The sequence below is a fragment of the Exiguobacterium aurantiacum genome (assembly GCF_024362205.1).
GTDB lineage: Bacteria > Bacillota > Bacilli > Exiguobacteriales > Exiguobacteriaceae > Exiguobacterium > Exiguobacterium aurantiacum_B.
The window spans coordinates 472,778-490,534 of sequence record NZ_CP101462.1 but is presented as its reverse complement, the minus strand read 5'-3'; the positions used below and the strand labels follow the sequence as shown (position 1 = coordinate 490,534).

Here is a 17,757-nt window from a genome sequence, read left to right as displayed (position 1 = left end):
TCCAAAATGCAACCATAAAAAAGAGACCGTCTCCGAAGACGGCCTCAATTACCAGTTACATCAGTCCATATTTTCTAAAGCTATTGAAGAGTCCGTCTTGATCACACGCATCCGTCACGTCGTCCGCGACGCGCTTGACCTCGGGTTTGGCGTTCCCCATGGCGACACCGACCTTGACGTATTCGAGCATCTCGATGTCGTTCAACCCGTCCCCGTAGGCGAACGTCTGCGCTCGCTCGAGCCCTAGATGTTCGAGCAACGTCGCAATCGCCGTCGCTTTGTTGACACCCGGGATGGACAGCTCCCCGCTGTTGGCCCCGAATACGGCGACCGTGCTCGGGATGACGGTGAAGCGGGATGCGAACTCTTGTTGGATCACGTCGAGTGGGACGGATGAGCCGAGGAACGAGATTTTGTTCACGTCGGGACGGACGAGGTCGACCCCTTCCATCATCGCGTCATGGAATGGCTTTAAGCCGCGCTCGATCGTCGCGCTCGCTTCCGGATTGTCCGCCATCAACTCGTCGATCATCGTCGCCACGCGCGCCTTGGCGTTGCCGCCGGCGAACAGGCCGTCGTTCGACTCGAGATAGAAGTCGATGCCGTGTTCAGTGAAGAACGAGATGAGGTGGCTCAGGTCGTCCGTCGAGACTTGTTGATGGTACAGCACTTTCTCCTCGAGCTCGATGTAGCCTCCGGCCGCCCCGATGATGCCATCAAAGCCGACGTCGAGAATGTCCGAGAACAGCTCGGCCTTCGAGCGCCCGGTCGATAAGAAGACGAGATGGCCGTTCTGTCGCGCCTGTCGGACGGCCCGTTTGGCTGATTCCGGGATGTTGCCGTGGTCATCGACGAGCGTGCCGTCGACGTCTAAAAAGATGATGTGTCGCATAATGTCCTCCTTTTTGTCCTGAACACAAGAAAAACCTAAACCAGACGCAACGCGTGCGCCCAGTTTAGGTTTTGCCTGATGATTCAGTAACAATCCTGATGCATGTCATTTTCCCCTCAAGCATACCGCTCGCGCATTTCCTTTGTCAAAGCTGTCGTTGTTGCCGCACGTCGGCCCGAGGCGACAGCCCGAACAACCGGGCATACTCGCGGCTGAACTGCGATTGGCTCTCATAGCCGACCTGGAACGCCGCCTCGCCCACGTCCGTCGCCTGCATGAGCAACAGCCGTCTCGCCTCTTGGAGCCGCAACTGCTTTTGGAATTGGAGCGGGCTCATCGCCGTCACTTCCTTGAAATGACGGTGGAGCGTCGAGACGCTCATATTGGCGACGCGGGCCAACTCCTCACTCCGAATCGTCTCGTTGAAATGGGTCATCAAATGGTCGATGACGCGTTTGATGCGGAACGCCTGACTCCCTTCAAACGCCAACTGCCGCAGCATCTCCCCGTTCGACCCTTGCGCCACCCAATACAGGAGCTCGCGCTTATAAAGCGGCGCGAGTGCCACGTGATCCGGTGTGTCGACGAGACGGGCGAGCCGGAGCGCGACATCGAACAACGCCTCGTCGGCATCGGCGATATACATGCCTCGCTTCGGTTCACGCGGTTCGGTCAGTTCGACGTGTCCGACGGCATCGATCAAGTCATCAATCGTCAACTCGAGTTTCAGTGCCACGTATGGCAGTTCTGTGCTCGCTTTCGTCACTTGACCCGTCACAGGCAAGTCGACCGAGGCGACGAGGTAATGTCCGCCCTCGTAGACGAGCCGTTCGTCACCGAACAACATCTCTTTGCCACCCTGCAGGATTAGGCAAAACGACGGTTCATTGACGCGGGTGATCGGCTCGGTCACCATCGATTCATGAATGAACGTCAGCGCCGGAACAATCGTCGGATGCACCCCGTCCCCCGGTATGTGTCGTGTAATGATCTCAATCAATTCCAGTCGTGTCTCGATGTCGCCCATCCCCCCTCGGTTTTCTCCCCTTCAGTATACGGCAGATTGTTTTCTTGGACGAGGCCTGTCCATCCTGTTGAGAGGATTAGGCAAAAACACGACATGAACGCGCTAACGCTCGTCCTGCTTCCCGCTTCATACTGATGGCAAAGGAGGGGAATGGACATGGAAAAGACGTATCACGTGACAATCGAACGCGGTTTCGCGGCGTTTCTCACGCGTTACTTGCTGACCCATGACGCGACGATTCGGCTCGATTCATTCCGACTCGAACCGACACCGGAGGCACTTGTCGAGGCGTTGGCGATTCCGCTTGGCACTCATGCCGAATTACGATTGACCGTCAACGACGACAGTACCGTGGAGGAGTTCGAACGATTCCTCTCCACACATAAACTTTGAAGGAGGATTTCATATGGAATACGTAAAACTTGGCAATACGGGACTCGACGTCTCGCGTCTCTGTCTCGGTTGCATGGGCTTCGGCGATGCGAACCGATGGATCCACGACTGGGTGCTCGATGAGGCAGCGACCCGTCCGATCATCAAACAAGCGCTTGACCTCGGCATCAACTTCTTTGACACGGCGAACATCTACTCGAAAGGCACGAGTGAGGAGTATGTCGGACGTGCGCTTCGTGATTATGCGAACCGGGACGAGATCGTGCTCGCGACAAAAGTTCACGGTCGGATGCACGACGGCCCGAACGGTGGCGGGTTGTCGCGGAAGGCGATTCTGTCCGAGATCGACCATAGCTTGAAACGGCTCGAGACCGACTATGTCGACCTGTATATCATCCATCGCTGGGATTACGATACGCCGATTGAAGAGACGATGGAGGCGCTCCATGACGTCGTCAAGTCCGGGAAGGCCCGATATATCGGCGCATCAGCAATGTACGCCTGGCAGTTTCAAAAAGCGCTCCACGTGGCGGAACGGAACAACTGGACCCGGTTCGTGTCGATGCAAAACCATTTGAACTTGATTTATCGGGAAGAAGAGCGTGAAATGCTGCCGCTCTGCCGTGAAGAACGGATCGGTGTGACGCCGTACAGTCCGCTCGCCTCGGGGCGCCTGACACGCGACGTGTCGACCGTGACCCACCGCTCCGAGACGGATGTGATTCAACGTTCGAAGTATGACGCGACGATGGACGCCGACCGGCTCATCATCGAACGAGTCGCCGCGATCGCCGAGACGCGCGGAATCACCCGGACGCAAGTCGCCCTCGCTTGGCTCCTACAACAAGACACGGTCACGTCACCGATCGTCGGCGCCACGAAAGCGCGTCATTTGGACGAGGCCGTCGGTGCTTTGAACGTCACGCTGACAGCGGACGAAATCGCTTCGCTCGAAGAACCGTACGTGCCGCATGCGGTCGTCGGTGCGTTATGATCAATATCACTTTGATTTTTTCAAACTAACAATATGTGAAAACAAGTTCTTTCGACCTTAAAAGTTTATCCTTCTTCAAAATTGGTTAAAACATTAATAAAGACATGATACGAGGAGGAATTAGACTTATGTCTGATCACAAACAAAACGGTAAGTATGACCACATCATTGACCAAGTTGCGGCCAAGGCGAAAGAAATAACTGGGAAAATGAATGATGATAAATCGATCCATCAACGCAACGACGGCCATTCTGACTCTTTAGCGGACAAAGTCAAAGGCGTTCTGAATCAATTCCAAAAGCCTAAAAAGTGAGGAATTGGGACTGGAACAAAGCGACCCGTTTTCAAGAGCACTAATTATGTACAGACGAGACCACCATGAGCGAATCGCTTGTGGTGGTCTTTTTCTATTGACCTTCTCTCGTCTCGTCCAATCAAAAAGATGCCTGATAATTAATTTGACTTTAGGTTCATATGAACTTAATATAAAAATATAGAGTTCATATGAACCTAAAAGGAGGAATTGTTGTTGACCCTACTCATCGCCTTTTTGGCACTCGTCATCTTCATGCTCGCACTTGATCTCGGGGTGTTCCACCGCAAGGCACACGAAGTCTCGCTCCGCGAGGCATGGACATGGACGTTCGTCTGGATCGGGATCGCTCTCGCGTTCGGCGGTTGGTTGTTCCACTCGCAAGGAAGCACGGCCGCGACCGAATACGCGAGCGTCTACTTCATCGAGAAGGCACTCGCCATCGATAACGTGTTCGTCTTCTCGCTCGTCTTCGCCTACTTCGCGATTCCGCTCAAGTACCAACATAAGGTGTTGTTATGGGGTATCCTCGGTGCGATTCTTTTCCGGGCCGTATTCATCGTCGCAGGCGTCTCGCTCTTGGAAAACTTCGGTTGGGTCTATTACGTGTTCGGTGCCTTCCTCGTCTACACCGGCTGGATGATGTTTAAGAACATCGGTAAGGATGAGTCGCTCGAAGAGAACAAGACGATTCGTTGGCTCGAGCGCCGCTTGCCGATCACGCAAGACATCTCGTCCGGGAAGTTCACGCAACGCATCAACGGCAAGCTGTTCTTCACGCCGCTCTTCATCGCGCTGATTTTTATCGAGCTGTCGGATATCGTCTTCGCCGTCGACTCGGTCGCGGCCAGCTTCGCCTACTCGCTCGATCCGTATATCATCTTCTACGCGAACATTATGGCGATTCTTGGACTCCGTAGCCTCTACTTCGTGCTCGCCAACTTGATTGATCGCTTCTACTACTTGAAGCACGGACTCAGCTTTATGCTTGTCTTCATCGGGACGAAGATGATATTCGGTGACGTGTACAAGATGCCAATCTGGATGTCGCTCGGGACGATCGTGCTCGTCATTTTGATCAGTGTCGTCTATAGCTTCTACAAAACGAAACCAAATGAGCAGATGAACGTATAACAATAGGGAGACGTGCTAGCCTCTCAGGTGAATCACATCTCGAATGTAGATGAGCCGCTTGTCTAGCCAATGAAGAAAAGGTGGTAACGCATGTTTGACCGTATGGGTGATGTGAGTATTGGACTCGTCTTCGGGATTGTGTTGATGTTTCTGTTCAACAGCCTCTGGGGACTTGGCGTCGGGGTGATGCTAGGAATCTTCTTCCTCGTTACACCGCGCGCAACAAACCGCCGGACTAAAGACTATATACCGCAAATCCGCTAACCTGGGGCACATGTCCTAGGTTTTTTCTTATGTATACTGGATGAAAACCCTTTAGGAGGTACCATGGACCATTCAATGACAGAACTGACGGAAGCGAAACGACAGATCGACTCAATTCTCCACAAGTTGAACGAGACAGTGACAACGCTCGAAGTGAAAGCTTCCCCTGAGCGCTACAAGTCGCAACTAACACTGGCCCGCCGACGCATTCAGGCACTGACAATCGCCGTCGAATTGATCGAGATGCAACTCCGTACCGACACATGAGAAAAGCGGCCGATCACTCGGCCGCTTCAGATTGTAGACAAAGTCACGTTTCAGGCGAACTGAAACGTGACTTTGTCGTTTTCGGGCCTTGAGGCGCTCTGCCCGAGCCCCTTTTCAGGCGGGCTGGGCGTTCTTCCATGCCCAGCCCGCCATCTTCTTGAGATTGAGGGCAGCAAAAGTAAGCATCGCCTGCATTGAAACTTTTTCAAGTCCCCGATAACGGGTCCAACGCATGCCATGCTTCTCTTTTGCGTCCGCGAACACGCGCTCGACCGTCTGTTTACGACGGTCATAGATGTTGCGGTTCAATTCCGTGTGGCGGAGGTCTTCGACCTCGTCCATATAGGGTTGCCAGAGGTGTCGCTCGATGATCCGCTGGTGCTTCTGGCTCTTCGTGCACTGCTCGAGCAGCGGGCAGTTCACACAAACCGCGGGATTCGAGACGTACTTGCGTTTCCCCTCGCGCATCGTCGTGCTGTACGTTAATAACTCGTTGTTTGGGCAGATGTAGACGTCATGGTGCTCGTCGTAGATGAAATCCTTGGTCTTGAAGGCGCCCTTCTTACCCTTCGGGCGGGTGTATGGGAAGACCGGCAGGATCCCACGGTCAATCAACAGCTTGGCAATGGCCGGATTTTTATAGGCGGAGTCGGCGGCGACGGCGAACGGTTGAATCAGGCGGTCGGAGACCTTGTCGAGCAGATTGGGGAACGCTACACTATCGTGCACGTTACCCGGTGTGACGATAGCACCGAGCACGAACCCATGGGCGTCGCTCGCCGCATGGACAGAGTAAGCGAACTGCTTCTCACGCTCACCTTTTACGTAATATCCACTCTCAGGGTCTGTCGTGCTGACCTTGATTTCCTTCGTCTCCTCCGCCTGATTCTTTTTTGGCCCTAAGGGCTTCTTTCCACTTTCTTCGCGGTCTCGCTCGACCTCGGCATCGAGTTGTTCCTGATAGTGTTTCACCTCTTGCCGGACGGTCTTCTTGACGAGCTTCCGCTTGTTTGCGTTCGCTTTGACGTGTGTCGAGTCTACGAATAGGACGGCGCGATCGATGAACCCTGCGTCCGCAGCCTGTTCAAGGATATGATAGAAGATGTCATCGAATAAGCTCGTGTACTGGAACCGACGCACATAGTTCTTCCCGAACGTCGAGAAATGTGGCACCTTGTCCGTGAATCCGAACCCGAGAAACCAACGGTATGCGACGTTCGTCTCGATCTCACGAATTGTCTGTCGCATGGATCGGATACCGAACAGGTACTGAAGGAAGGCCATCTTGATCAGAACGACAGGGTCGACGCTTGGCCGGCCACGGTCCTCAGAATATAAGTCCTCCACGAGCGGATAGATGAACTCAAAGTCGATCACCGCCTCGATTTTTCGGACCAGATGGTCCGCTGGCACAAGCTCGTCGAGCGTGACCATCTCCAGTTGTGTCCGATTGGTTTCCGATTCTGTTGATTTCCTGATCATCCGATTCGCCTCCATAATTGTTTCTATATCTCTCATTATAAAAAAGCGACGACGGTACGAAAAGAGGGATTGATGCGTGGGCCGACTGCGGGCACGGCGAGACTTCCAGGGGATTAGCAAGCAAAGGGAGACCCAGCAGCGACAAAGTCGCGATGCGGCTCCCTGCTTGCCCCCAGAAAAGCGAGCTGTGCCCGGTCGGGCAAATAAAAAAGACTGCAGACAATGTTTTGTCTACAGTCTGAAGCGGCCGATCACTCGGCCGCTTTCGTTTGCGATTCGGCTTCTTCAGCCGCTTCCGCTTCTTCTTTTTCTAACTCTTCAATCAATCGCTTCATCTCTTCAATTTCACTTCGTTGTGCTTCGATGATGTCTTCCGACAACTGTTTTACGCGCGGGTCCTCGATCTCCGCCCGTTCGCTCGTCAAGATGGCGATTGAGTGGTGCGGGATCATCGCGCGCATCCAACTGACGTCATCGACCGTCGTCTGGCTACGGACGAGCCATAGCGACAAGCCGAACACGAGCGCACTCACGCCTAAGATGACGGCGTTCAACTTCTTGTTCTTATACATGCCCCACATGAACAGCAGCATGACGAACGCCATGACCGAGCCCATGATGAGCGCCATGTACAGACGCGTCTGACTGAAGAAGACGTGATTGAGTTGGAACACGTTCAAATACATGAGCCAATACATGAGGAACGTCGACACGAGAATCATCACTCCGAATTTTGCATAAGGTTTCATTTCTCTCTCCTGCCTTTCGATTCATTTGCTTCTACATATTTCTTTGCCTAATCTCTTTTCGTTAAAACCCTATGGTCCATCTCGTCGAGCGAGCATTCCTACCATTTCACTTCTTTTTCACAAACAGGGACTATACTGTCAAAATGGACTTTATCGAAAAAGGAGAAATCAAGCCGTGCTCAAAACGATGCAAGACCTGTTGGCAGAGCTAAAACAGCTCGTGACATGGACGTATTTAGACAACCCTGCCGAAACTGTGATCGAAGGCATTTCCTTATCCTCAAAAGAAATCAAACAAAATTTTTTATTCGTCTGTATCTCGGGGTATCGCCACGACGGCCATGACTACGTAAACGAGGCAATCCACAACGGGGCCGTCGCTATCATCGCCGAACGTCCGATTGAAGCCCGGATGCCTGTCATCTATTGCAAAGATACAAAACAGGCTTTAGGCGAACTCGCCAATGCGTTCTATGATTATCCGTCGACGCGACTTCGTCTGCATGGCGTCACCGGGACGAACGGAAAAACGACGACGACCGCGCTCGCCCATCAACTGTTCGACCAACTCAGCATATCCGCCGGCTTGATCGGCACACTCGGTATCACGTATGCCGGTCAGACGTTCGAGACACCAAACACGACACCCGATTCGCTGACGATTCAGCGTCACCTCCATGCCATGGTCAAAGCCGATGTGACGGATTGTCTGATTGAAGTCTCTTCCCAAGCCATCGCGGAGGGACGCATCTCCAGTCTCTCCTTCGACACGACCTCGTTTCTCAATCTGTCGCACGATCATTTAGACTATCACGGCACGATGGAGACGTATGCGTACACGAAAGCTCAATTGTTCGCGCAATTGTCGGATGCGGGTTGTGGAATCGTCAATGGTGACGACCCATATCATGAGCTCATGCGGTCCGTCGCACCTCCTCAGGCGAGTCGGTTCGTGTTCAGCCGCCACTCGTCTGTAGCCGATTTATTCGGACAGACGGAAGATGACCGTTTTATCGTTCATATGGACGGAAAGACGGCGTCATCTGCGCTCCCGTTTCAAGAAGACTATAACCTCGACAACACGTTGTGTGCGATCAGTATCGTCCATCAGTCGGGAGTGACCTTACAAGCAATCATCCCTCGCCTCTCGAACTTGAGCTTACCGAGCGGTCGACTCGAGAAAGTGACGGGCATCACGACACCAGTCTATATCGATTACGGGCACACCCCGGATGCCATTGAAAAAGTCGTGACATCGCTAACGACCCGTCACTCTCGCGTGCTCGTGTTGCTCAGCGCCGCCGGTGAGCGAGACCGGATGAAACGTCGGATGATGACCGATGTGGTCGCTGCTTCAGGCGCCGATTTCATCTTGACGGTCCATGACCCGCGTCATGAGGAACCCCAGCAAATCCTCGCCGATTTAGCGGATGGTCAGTCTGCCGAACTCGCCCGGTTCAACGAGCGCGAAGAAGCCATCCGTTTCTTCTGTGAGCGGATGGTAGACTATGACTGTGGGGTCCTGTTCGGAAAAGGACATGACCGCGTCGAGCGCATACAAGATGACCTCTTGCCGTTCGACGAAGCCGAACTTGTCCGACAGTTCTTTCGCCCCTGAACGACAAGGAGAACCTCATCTGACTCTCGAAATCGTTAGGAGCGGTATAGGAAGAGAAGACAAAAGGAGGACAATAGATGAACATCTTGATTGTCGATGACGAAGTGAAAATGAGACGGCTCCTCCGCTTATTCCTCGAAGGGGACGGCTACACATGCATTGAGGCCGCGGACGGACGAGAAGCCATGGAGCTGCTTTCCGAGCGTCCGGACTTGGTCATGTTAGACATCATGATGCCCGGTGTCGACGGCATCACGTTGTGTCGCCAAATCAAGGCGCTCGACGCCGAACTGCCCGTCGTCCTGCTGACGGCCCGCTCGGATAGTGAGACGACGATCCGTGGATTGGACGCCGGGGCTGACGACTATGTCACGAAACCGTTCGAAGGCAACGTATTGTTGGCTCGGATTCGAGCGGTGTTACGTCGGAGCCGTGTCACGAATATAAATTATGGACAGTTGCGCTATGAAGAAGCGAGCGGGCGCATCCTGTATCAAGAACAAGAAATCGTCATGACGCCGAAAGCGACGGCCATCTTAAAGTTGTTTCTGCAACATCCGAACCGGTTGTACAACCGGATGGATTTATATGACTTGGTATGGCCGTATTCGTCCGAATCGGACCCGCGCACGGTCGATGCCCATATCCGCATGATTCGCGACAAACTCGGCGAGGCCGGCTTCCCGATCGACGACTATTTGAAGACGGTGTGGGGACGCGGTTATCGCTGGAGCGAGGAGCGGTCGGACTCATGACCTTTCGACGCAACAGCCTCCCGTTCCGGATCAGTCTGATTTTTTTATTGACCACGCTGTTGATTGAAGGCGTCTTGTTTTTATTGCTCTACCATACTCTCCTCGGTGAGCGCGTCGTCGAAGAAATCGATCGGCTCGAGTCGAGGGCGGAAAGTCACGCGAACGTATTGGCGATGAGCTTTGATGACGAGACGATCGGTCACGTCGCGACGATGGAAAGCGAGACCGACACAAAAGTCGCCATCACTGCTCCCGACCATTCGATTTTACAGACGTCCAATCGCTTCCCCGACCCTCTCGCAACGCTCGTTCAAGACGAATCGAGCCGAGAGGACGTGAAAGAAACGATCGTTCTCGAGAATGATTGGGAGAACGGACCGTATCTCGCGGTGCGGACCCCGATTGATGCCATGGAAGACGCGACACGCTACGGGTATGTGTACATGTTTCTCCCGACCGAGATCATTCACGAGATCAGCCATCGCCTTCAACTCCGGTTCCTCTACATCACGGGGATCGCGCTCGTCATCACCGTCTTGACGTTCGTCTTGCTGAGTCGTTTGATTTCAAATCCGATTCAGCTGTTGCGCCGAGCGACCGAGGATGTCTTGACGAATCCTGAGACGTTGACGCTCCCGACGACTCGAGAAGACGAGATCGGGGAACTCGCCCGCTCGATTGAAGCGATGTCGCTCGAACTGGCTCGCCTCCGCAAAGAACGGAACCAATTTTTATCTGATCTCGCCCATGAGATTAAAACGCCGCTCACGTATCTCCAAGGCTATGCCGAAATCGCGTCAAAACCACAAACGCCAGAGCCTTTAAAAAAGCAGTCGATTCAGACCATTCTCGAGGAGAGCCAAGCGCTGACCGAACTCGTCGAGAACGCGTTCCAGCTCGCCCAGTTAGACGAGAACACGTTCACGTTGCATCATGAAACCGTGCCTGCAAGTGAGTTATGTGAAGATTTACACCGAGTGCTCGATACGATGTTCCGGGTGACGCCAATCGCTTTTAAAGCTCAGACCGATTGCAGTGCAACAGACGTCGTCCTTCAGTTGGACCGAAACCGAATCTTACAAGTGTTCCGTTCCATCGCCCACAATGCGATTGAACACAGCGAGGCGCGCCACGTCCGATTTGATATGCAGCTTGCGGATAAATCGCTTCATTTCACGATTCAAGACGATGGGAAAGGCATCCCACAAGAGGACTTGCCTTACATCTTTGACCGCCTGTATCGGGTCGAGAAGTCTCGTTCCCGTCGGACGGGCGGCAGCGGCCTCGGGCTCGCCATCGCCCATCAAATCATTCGTCTGCATGACGGCACGTTGACCGTCGCCTCCGACCAATCCGGGACGACGTTCACAATCACGCTTCCGCTCCACTAAAAATGGTCGGCCCCTGACTCAGGCGCCGACCATTTTTTCAGTTCACTTTCCCTGCTTGTAACAGTTGCGTCCATTGCTCGCCTTCGTAGACGTATACACTGTTGTCCGATGTCGCCAGCAATAGTCGTCCGTCTTGTATGAACAGTTCGATTGGGACACTTCCCGCGGTCATCGATGGCAGCTCGACGGTCGTCTCCGTCTCCTCGGTCAAATCAGAGACGACCAATTCAAACGAAGCGTCCTGTTTAGTGATGTACGCCAGTTGTCCTTTTGCCGCGGCCATCGTGACGATATTTTTCTGTTCCAGGAACGGCTCGAACGTGTCGCCCCCGTCGTCTGAAACGAGGATGCCGTCCGGGCCATAGACGAAGACGCGTTTCGGCTCGCTCGCATCGGCCGTGATGCCGGCGAGGCCACGACCTTCGAGCCCATCCATCTTCATCGGCTCAAATGACGTACCGCCGTCGAGCGACCGATAAAACCCGGGCACGAGCTCCTGCGCCGCCGTTTCCAAATACACGTAGAGGCTCTCGGATTCAAAGCCCGCACTCATATAATGAAAATCGGCCTCACCTTCTAACGAGCGAATGTCGAGCGTCTCCCCTTTATCGGTCCCACGGACGATACCGAGCGGATTTTTATACGGCGAATCCTGTGCCGGGTGACCGCTCGCGTAAAAGCCGTCCGCGACGAGCTCGAAGCCCATATAGTCATGCCGGTTCGACAACAACTCGTACCAGCCGTCTTCCTTAAATTCCATCAGTCCGGTATGCGTCGCGATGACCGGACGGCCGTCTTGCCAAAAACCGGCACCGTGAATATGGGAGACTTCGGTGCCTGTTGCTGTCGCTTCCCAGCGGTCTGGGACCTGTTCGGTTGTCGATTCCTCTTCTTCCTCGACAACCGGTACAGCGGTCTGATTCTCTGTTGGGTCCGCCCCACACGAGGCAAGGAATACCGTCATCATGAGCGTCGGCACGAGTAATGTTCGTCTCATTTAAAGTCCCTCCATCTTTAGCATCTTCCCCAGTATAGAGACTAAATGTGAAGAACTTGTTAAAGCTTGAGCGTTCGGGCATTGAGCGCGACGATGACCGTACTGAGGCTCATGAGCACCGCACCGACGGCCGGGGACAAAATGATGCCGAGCGGTGCCAACACACCCGCCGCGAGCGGGATCGCGACGATGTTGTAGCCGGCGGCCCACCATAGATTCTGAATCATCTTGTTGTACGTATTGCGAGACAAGTCGAGAATCGATAGCACGTCTTTCGGGTTGCTCCGGACGAGGACGATATCGGCCGTCTCGACGGCGACGTCGGTCCCGCTCCCGATGGCAATCCCGACATCCGCTTGGGCCAAGGCCGGTGCATCATTGATGCCGTCTCCGACCATCGCCACTTTGCTGCCATCGGCTTGGACGGTTTGCACTTGCCGCGATTTATCGTCCGGCAATACTTCGGCGTACACTTCCTCGATATGAAGTTGCGACGCGACCCAGTCAGCCACTTTTCGGTTGTCCCCGGTGAGCATGATTGAGCGGACGCCCCGGTCTTTCAACGCACGGACCGTCTCTTTCGCTTCATCGCGAACCATGTCCGCTAAAGCAATCATGCCGACCAACTCCCCGTCACGAAGCGTGAAGACGACGGTCTTGCCGGCGGCGGACAACTGATCAAACGCCACTTCATCGATTGAGAGCTCGTGCTCCCGAATATAGCGGGGGCTGACGACTTTTACGTGCGCCCCGTCCACGCGACCTTCCAGTCCGACACCCGTGATCGAGGCGAAATCGACGACTTCGGGCAACGTCAACTTGCGTTCTTCCGCTTCCCGAAGAACCCCTTTTGCGAGCGGATGTTGCGACACCGTCTCAACGGCGGCGGCCAGACGCAATACGTCGTCGTTCGTATACGAGGATGCGGCTTCAATGTCCGTTACCCCGAAGTCGCCTTGTGTCAACGTGCCCGTCTTATCGAAAATGACCGCATCGAGATGGCGCGCCTCCTCGAACTGGGTCCGGTTCCGAATCAACAGCCCGCGTTTCGCCGACAGGGCCGTCGAGACCGCCACGACGAGCGGAGACGCGAGACCGAGCGCGTGCGGACATGAGATGACCATGACGGTGACCATCCGCTCGACGGCCATACTGACGGGATAACCGAGGGCGAGCCAAATGACGAACGTCAGCACCCCTGCCCCGACGGCGACATAGAACAAGAGCTTGGCGGCCCGATTGGCCAGGTTTTGCGTTTTCGATTTAGATTCCTGCGCTTCTTTGACCAAGTCGATGACTTTCGACAAGTACGTGCTCTCTCCCGTGCGCGTCGTCGAAATCGTCATGCTGCCTTCTTGGTTGATCGACCCGGCGATGACGACGTCCCCCGCCTCTTTCTCGACAGGCATCGATTCACCGGTCAACATCGACTCATCGACCGTCGTCCGCCCTTTCAGCAGTTCCCCGTCGACAGGAATCTGTTCGCCCGGCTTGACGAGAATCAAATCTCCGGCAGCGAGCGCCGAAACGGGAACGTCTTCGATGTCACTCCCATTGATGCGGTGCGCCACACTCGGCAAGAGTCGAACGAGCTGTTGCAACGCGTTCGAGGCGCCCATGATGGAGCGCATCTCAATCCAGTGCCCGAGCAACATGATGACGATCAACGTCGCCAACTCCCAAAAGAAGTCATGTCCATGCCCATACCCGAACACGATGGCGACACTATAGAAGTACGCGACGCTGATGGCGAGTCCGATCAACATCATCATTCCGGGATTTCGTTGACGCAATTCGTCGAGACTCCCTTTTAAAAATGGCCAGCCTCCGTAGACGTACACAATCGTCGCCAACACGAATAACGTCTCCTTCTCATAAGGAAACGTGAGTTCGAAACCGGCCCACTCTTGAATCATGTCCGACAAGATGAGAATCGGGATTGTCAGTCCTAACGAGACGAAAAATCGACGTTTATACTCCTCAATCATCCCTTCATGTCCGCCGGCGTGCGAGTCATGCGCTTCTCCGTGTTCATGATGAGATGACGCGTGGTGTGGATGTTCCACAATGACCACCTCCTATGTATACCATATACCCCTATGCAGTATATAAAACCTATTTTTCTCGTTTAACAAATATTTCATAAGTTGTTGGTATAACTAAATAGGCTCTCGCTTGAACTAGAAAGGATGATGCCTTATGAACCGCGTAATGAAATGGATTATCGGGATGGGTATCGTAAGTATAATGATCGGACTGCTCCTCTTGTTGTTCACGTTCGCTCCTGGAGGCTGGATGATGGGAAACGGGTCATTCATGGGAGATCGGGACGATGGCGGCATGATGCACGGCAACGGCGGGATGGGACGTGGGAACACCATCGACCTCATCACCTCCGACGAACCAGCCCAACCGCTCCCCATCCCGGAACGGCTACAGCCTGACCGCGTCACAGACGAGGCGCTTTATTATACGGTCCGCACCGAACGTGGCAAGCATCGATTCTTCGACGAAGGCGTCAACACCGAGACGCTTGGCTATAACGGAGATTTACTCGGACCGATGATTGAGTTGCCGGCTGGAAAGACTGTCTATATCAATACAATCAATCAGCTCGACGAGCCGACCTCTTTCCATTGGCACGGTCTCGTCATACCTGGAGAAGAAGACGGCGGCCCCCATCACTCGATCGAACCGGGCGAGCAGACACAAGTCCGTCTCGACATCGACCAACAACCGGGGACGCTCTGGTTCCATCCACATCCGATGGGCGCGACGGCCGAACAAGTATACCTGGGCCTGGCCGGACTCTTGTACGTGACGGATCAAGCGGAGACCGAGTTGCCAAATGAGTACGGCGTCGATGACATCCCGCTCATCGTGCAAGATCGTCTCTTCACAGACGATGGACAACTCGATTACGACCGCCAGATGAACGTCGATGGCACGGTCGGCGATACGTTGATCGTGAACGGAGCCATCAATACGACGTTCGACGTGACGACGAATATGTTACGCGTCCGTCTCGTCAACGGATCCAACGCCCGGAATCTCGACTTCTCCCTCTCGAACGGGAAAGCGTTCACCCAAATTGCGACCGACGGCGGGTTGCTCGACAAACCCGTATCACTCCAAACGTTGACGCTCACACCTAGCGAACGTGCCGAGATTTTAATCGACTTCTCCGATTTGTCAATCGGAGACGACCTCGCTCTTCAAGCGGATGGGATTCCGTTCACGACGTTCACGGTGCGTGACGAAGTCGAGCAAGACGGCGAATGGAGCGATGCCTTTGACGGAACGTCTGCGCCTAACGAATCGAGCGTTGCCGACCGACGTCTCACGTTGTTCGGGATGGGCAACATGGTGTCGATTGACGGCAAACAGTTCGACCCCGATCGAATCGACATCAATGTCCAACAAGGCTCGACCGAGGTGTGGGAAATTTATAACCGAGAAGACATGATGGGCCGGATGACCCACCCGTTCCACGTCCATGGCGTCCAATTCCGGATTCTCGAACGGGACGGCAATCCCCCGCCTGACAATGAACGGGGCTGGAAAGATACGGTCGCCGTCGCACCGGGCGAGAAAGTGAAAATCGAGATGACGTTTCGAGAGACAGGGACGTTCATGTATCACTGCCACATTCTGGAACATGAAGAAAACGGGATGATGGGACAGTTGAAAGTAAACTAACCACACGTTATTTGGAGGGAATAGTAATGAAGGTAAACAAAAAACTTGGAATGATGACGATGGCACTCTCACTGAGCGGATTGCTCGTCGCTTGCGGCGAAGATGAAGCGCCGAATACCGATACGAATATGAATGACCAAATGGAAGAGACGATGGACGGCAATGATCATTCAGGGATGGACATGTCCGGTTCTGGCGACGTGCCGGCAGGCTTGACAGCGGCGGAGAATCCGACGTTCGCAGTCGGTGACACGGCCATCATCACAGAAGCCCATATGCCTGGTATGGAAGGAGCCGAAGCGACGATTGTCGGTGCTTACGACACGGTCGTATACAGCATCTCGTATGATCCGATGCATGGGGGTGAACGTGTCGAAGACCATAAATGGATTATCCATGAAGAAGTCAAAAACGCCACGACCGAACCATATGAGGTCGGCGATGAGATTGACGTCGAGGCGGAACATATGACCGGTATGGGCGGCACGACCGCTACCATCGATTCGGCCGAAGAGACGACCGTCTACATGGTCGATTTCACGTTAGAATCTGGGGAAGAAGTGACCAATCATAAATGGGTCACCGAGGAAGAACTATCGGCACCATAATCGAAATGTTCATCTGGACGTGGTCGCGCCTTCCATGTAAAGGTAGACACGCTAAACCGGGGCGCATGCCTCGGTTTTTTCTTATGTATAGGAGGAAGCACTTCAAGGAAAGGACTGACAAAAGTAGCTGATTTTCATCGGTTTTTTTATTTAGGCTGAACCAATTAAAATTACCCTATTTTTTAAAAGCTAAACCATGAGAAATCGGAGTTTATTTGAATTTTAAGCGTATATTCTTTTATCAACAAAACGCTATATGTCTCATTTACGTTGATATGCCTCGATTTTTCCCAATACACTATCGTTTTCATAACGATTATACTTTTTTGAAATATAAATGACATATTTGATTCTATTTTTTGATGGTAAAATTTTTTTGTAAGGTAAATATCATTGTTCTGTCGCATTGTTACATAATTGAAAGGATTTTCCATACTATGAAAAAACAACTTATGACGATCACATTAGGCGCTCTTCTTGTTTCCGGCTTGACGCTTCCAGCTTCGACACCAGTAGAGGCTTCGACATCGTATAAAGTCCAAGTCACGACGAATGTCCTGAACGTGCGGAGCGGCCCATCGACGTCTTACCAAAAAGTCGGCAGCGCCAAACTCGGCCAAACGTTCACATATCTCGGCGCGACCGGTTCATGGACGAAAATCAATTATAACGGCAGTACAAAATACGTCTCGAGTACATACGTAAAAAAATATAGCAGCACATCACTCCAAACGGCGACAGCGGGCAAGCTCCTCGTCCCGACGAAAGGCACGTTGACGCAAGGGTACGGCCCGGCGAGCGGGAAGTACGGCTACACGTTCCATAACGGCATCGATTTGGCAGCCGCCAAAGGCACGACGGTCCAATCGGCAGCATACGGTCAAGTCATCGTCGCCCGGAATTATGGCGCCTACGGCAATCACGTCATGATTACACACACGATCAACGGTCAAGCGTATACGACTGTCTACGCCCACATGGATCGCTTGAACGTCATTAAAGGACAAAAAGTTGCCAAAGGTGCGAAAATCGGTACGGTCGGCAACACCGGCAATTCGTTCGGGAACCATCTCCACTTCGAGGTCCACAAAGACAAATACGTCTATAGCAGCTCGACGGCTGCCAATAGCGTTAACCCATACACATTGTTCTAATCAATCAGCCCCATCATCC

Annotated in this window: 18 protein-coding genes; 12 read left to right on the top strand and 6 right to left on the bottom strand. The window is 53.4% G+C overall.

Annotated features, from left to right (window positions below; translation table 11 throughout):
• Nucleotides 1–55: 55 nt before the first annotated feature.
• Nucleotides 56–892 (bottom strand): Cof-type HAD-IIB family hydrolase, encoded by an 837-nt coding sequence (locus NMQ00_RS02710; protein WP_255177814.1) that lies wholly within the window; start codon nt 890–892, stop codon nt 56–58.
• Between the two features lie 145 nt (nt 893–1,037).
• Entirely contained in the window at nt 1,038–1,892 is an 855-nt protein-coding gene (locus NMQ00_RS02705; RefSeq protein ID WP_369696450.1) for an AraC family transcriptional regulator, read from the bottom strand.
• A gap of 183 nt (nt 1,893–2,075) precedes the next feature.
• Between NMQ00_RS02705 and NMQ00_RS02700 the strand changes: the two genes are divergently transcribed.
• The 6 genes from NMQ00_RS02700 (at nt 2,076) to NMQ00_RS02675 (ending at nt 5,285) form a co-directional block, all read left to right on the top strand.
• A complete protein-coding gene (locus NMQ00_RS02700; RefSeq protein WP_255177812.1) occupies nt 2,076–2,312 on the top strand; it encodes a hypothetical protein in 237 nt (78 codons plus the stop codon).
• Nucleotides 2,313–2,325: 13 nt separating this feature from the next.
• Entirely contained in the window at nt 2,326–3,306 is a 981-nt protein-coding gene (locus NMQ00_RS02695) for an aldo/keto reductase (RefSeq protein WP_255177811.1), read from the top strand.
• A 128-nt stretch (nt 3,307–3,434) separates the two neighbouring features.
• Entirely contained in the window at nt 3,435–3,620 is a 186-nt protein-coding gene (locus NMQ00_RS02690) for a hypothetical protein (protein ID WP_255177810.1), read from the top strand.
• Nucleotides 3,621–3,836: 216 nt separating this feature from the next.
• Nucleotides 3,837–4,754, top strand: coding sequence for a TerC family protein (locus NMQ00_RS02685; RefSeq protein ID WP_255177809.1), 918 nt, complete (start codon nt 3,837–3,839; stop codon nt 4,752–4,754).
• A 102-nt stretch (nt 4,755–4,856) separates the two neighbouring features.
• Complete coding sequence (locus tag NMQ00_RS02680; RefSeq protein ID WP_255177808.1) at nt 4,857–5,018, top strand: hypothetical protein; 162 nt, start codon at nt 4,857–4,859, stop codon at nt 5,016–5,018.
• Between the two features lie 63 nt (nt 5,019–5,081).
• A complete protein-coding gene (locus NMQ00_RS02675) occupies nt 5,082–5,285 on the top strand; it encodes a hypothetical protein (protein ID WP_255177807.1) in 204 nt (67 codons plus the stop codon).
• A gap of 114 nt (nt 5,286–5,399) precedes the next feature.
• Here the strand turns inward: NMQ00_RS02675 and NMQ00_RS02670 are convergent, their stop codons facing one another.
• Nucleotides 5,400–6,767: an IS1182 family transposase gene (locus NMQ00_RS02670; protein WP_255177220.1), complete on the bottom strand. Its 1,368-nt coding sequence runs from the start codon at nt 6,765–6,767 to the stop codon at nt 5,400–5,402.
• A gap of 251 nt (nt 6,768–7,018) precedes the next feature.
• Nucleotides 7,019–7,516 (bottom strand): DUF305 domain-containing protein, encoded by a 498-nt coding sequence (locus NMQ00_RS02665; protein WP_255177806.1) that lies wholly within the window; start codon nt 7,514–7,516, stop codon nt 7,019–7,021.
• Nucleotides 7,517–7,691: 175 nt separating this feature from the next.
• Between NMQ00_RS02665 and NMQ00_RS02660 the strand changes: the two genes are divergently transcribed.
• The 3 genes from NMQ00_RS02660 (at nt 7,692) to NMQ00_RS02650 (ending at nt 11,280) form a co-directional block, all read left to right on the top strand.
• Nucleotides 7,692–9,134, top strand: coding sequence for a UDP-N-acetylmuramoyl-L-alanyl-D-glutamate--2,6-diaminopimelate ligase (locus NMQ00_RS02660; protein WP_255177805.1), 1,443 nt, complete (start codon nt 7,692–7,694; stop codon nt 9,132–9,134).
• A 77-nt stretch (nt 9,135–9,211) separates the two neighbouring features.
• Nucleotides 9,212–9,889: a response regulator transcription factor gene (locus NMQ00_RS02655; protein ID WP_255177804.1), complete on the top strand. Its 678-nt coding sequence runs from the start codon at nt 9,212–9,214 to the stop codon at nt 9,887–9,889.
• Entirely contained in the window at nt 9,886–11,280 is a 1,395-nt protein-coding gene (locus NMQ00_RS02650; protein WP_255177803.1) for a sensor histidine kinase, read from the top strand. The genes NMQ00_RS02655 and NMQ00_RS02650 overlap by 4 nt, the downstream gene beginning before the upstream one ends.
• Nucleotides 11,281–11,317: 37 nt before the next feature.
• Here NMQ00_RS02650 and NMQ00_RS02645 read toward each other — a convergent pair whose 3' ends face one another.
• Nucleotides 11,318–12,277 carry a F510_1955 family glycosylhydrolase gene (locus tag NMQ00_RS02645; protein WP_255177802.1) on the bottom strand — a complete coding sequence of 320 codons (960 nt, stop codon included), beginning with the start codon at nt 12,275–12,277 and terminating at the stop codon, nt 11,318–11,320.
• A 59-nt stretch (nt 12,278–12,336) separates the two neighbouring features.
• The gene (locus NMQ00_RS02640) at nt 12,337–14,265 is read right to left on the bottom strand and encodes a heavy metal translocating P-type ATPase (RefSeq protein WP_255178663.1); all 1,929 of its coding nucleotides are present in this window, start codon (nt 14,263–14,265) and stop codon (nt 12,337–12,339) included.
• Between the two features lie 211 nt (nt 14,266–14,476).
• On the opposite strand from NMQ00_RS02640, the gene NMQ00_RS02635 reads away from it, so the two are divergent.
• The 3 genes from NMQ00_RS02635 to NMQ00_RS02625 all read left to right on the top strand — a co-directional run bounded on the left by NMQ00_RS02635 (nt 14,477) and on the right by NMQ00_RS02625 (nt 17,738).
• A complete protein-coding gene (locus NMQ00_RS02635) occupies nt 14,477–15,976 on the top strand; it encodes a multicopper oxidase family protein (protein WP_255177801.1) in 1,500 nt (499 codons plus the stop codon).
• Nucleotides 15,977–16,002: 26 nt separating this feature from the next.
• Nucleotides 16,003–16,584, top strand: a complete 582-nt coding sequence (locus NMQ00_RS02630) for a YdhK family protein (RefSeq protein ID WP_255177800.1) — start codon at nt 16,003–16,005, stop codon at nt 16,582–16,584.
• A 437-nt stretch (nt 16,585–17,021) separates the two neighbouring features.
• Entirely contained in the window at nt 17,022–17,738 is a 717-nt protein-coding gene (locus NMQ00_RS02625; RefSeq protein ID WP_255177799.1) for a peptidoglycan DD-metalloendopeptidase family protein, read from the top strand.
• Nucleotides 17,739–17,757: the final 19 nt, after the last annotated feature.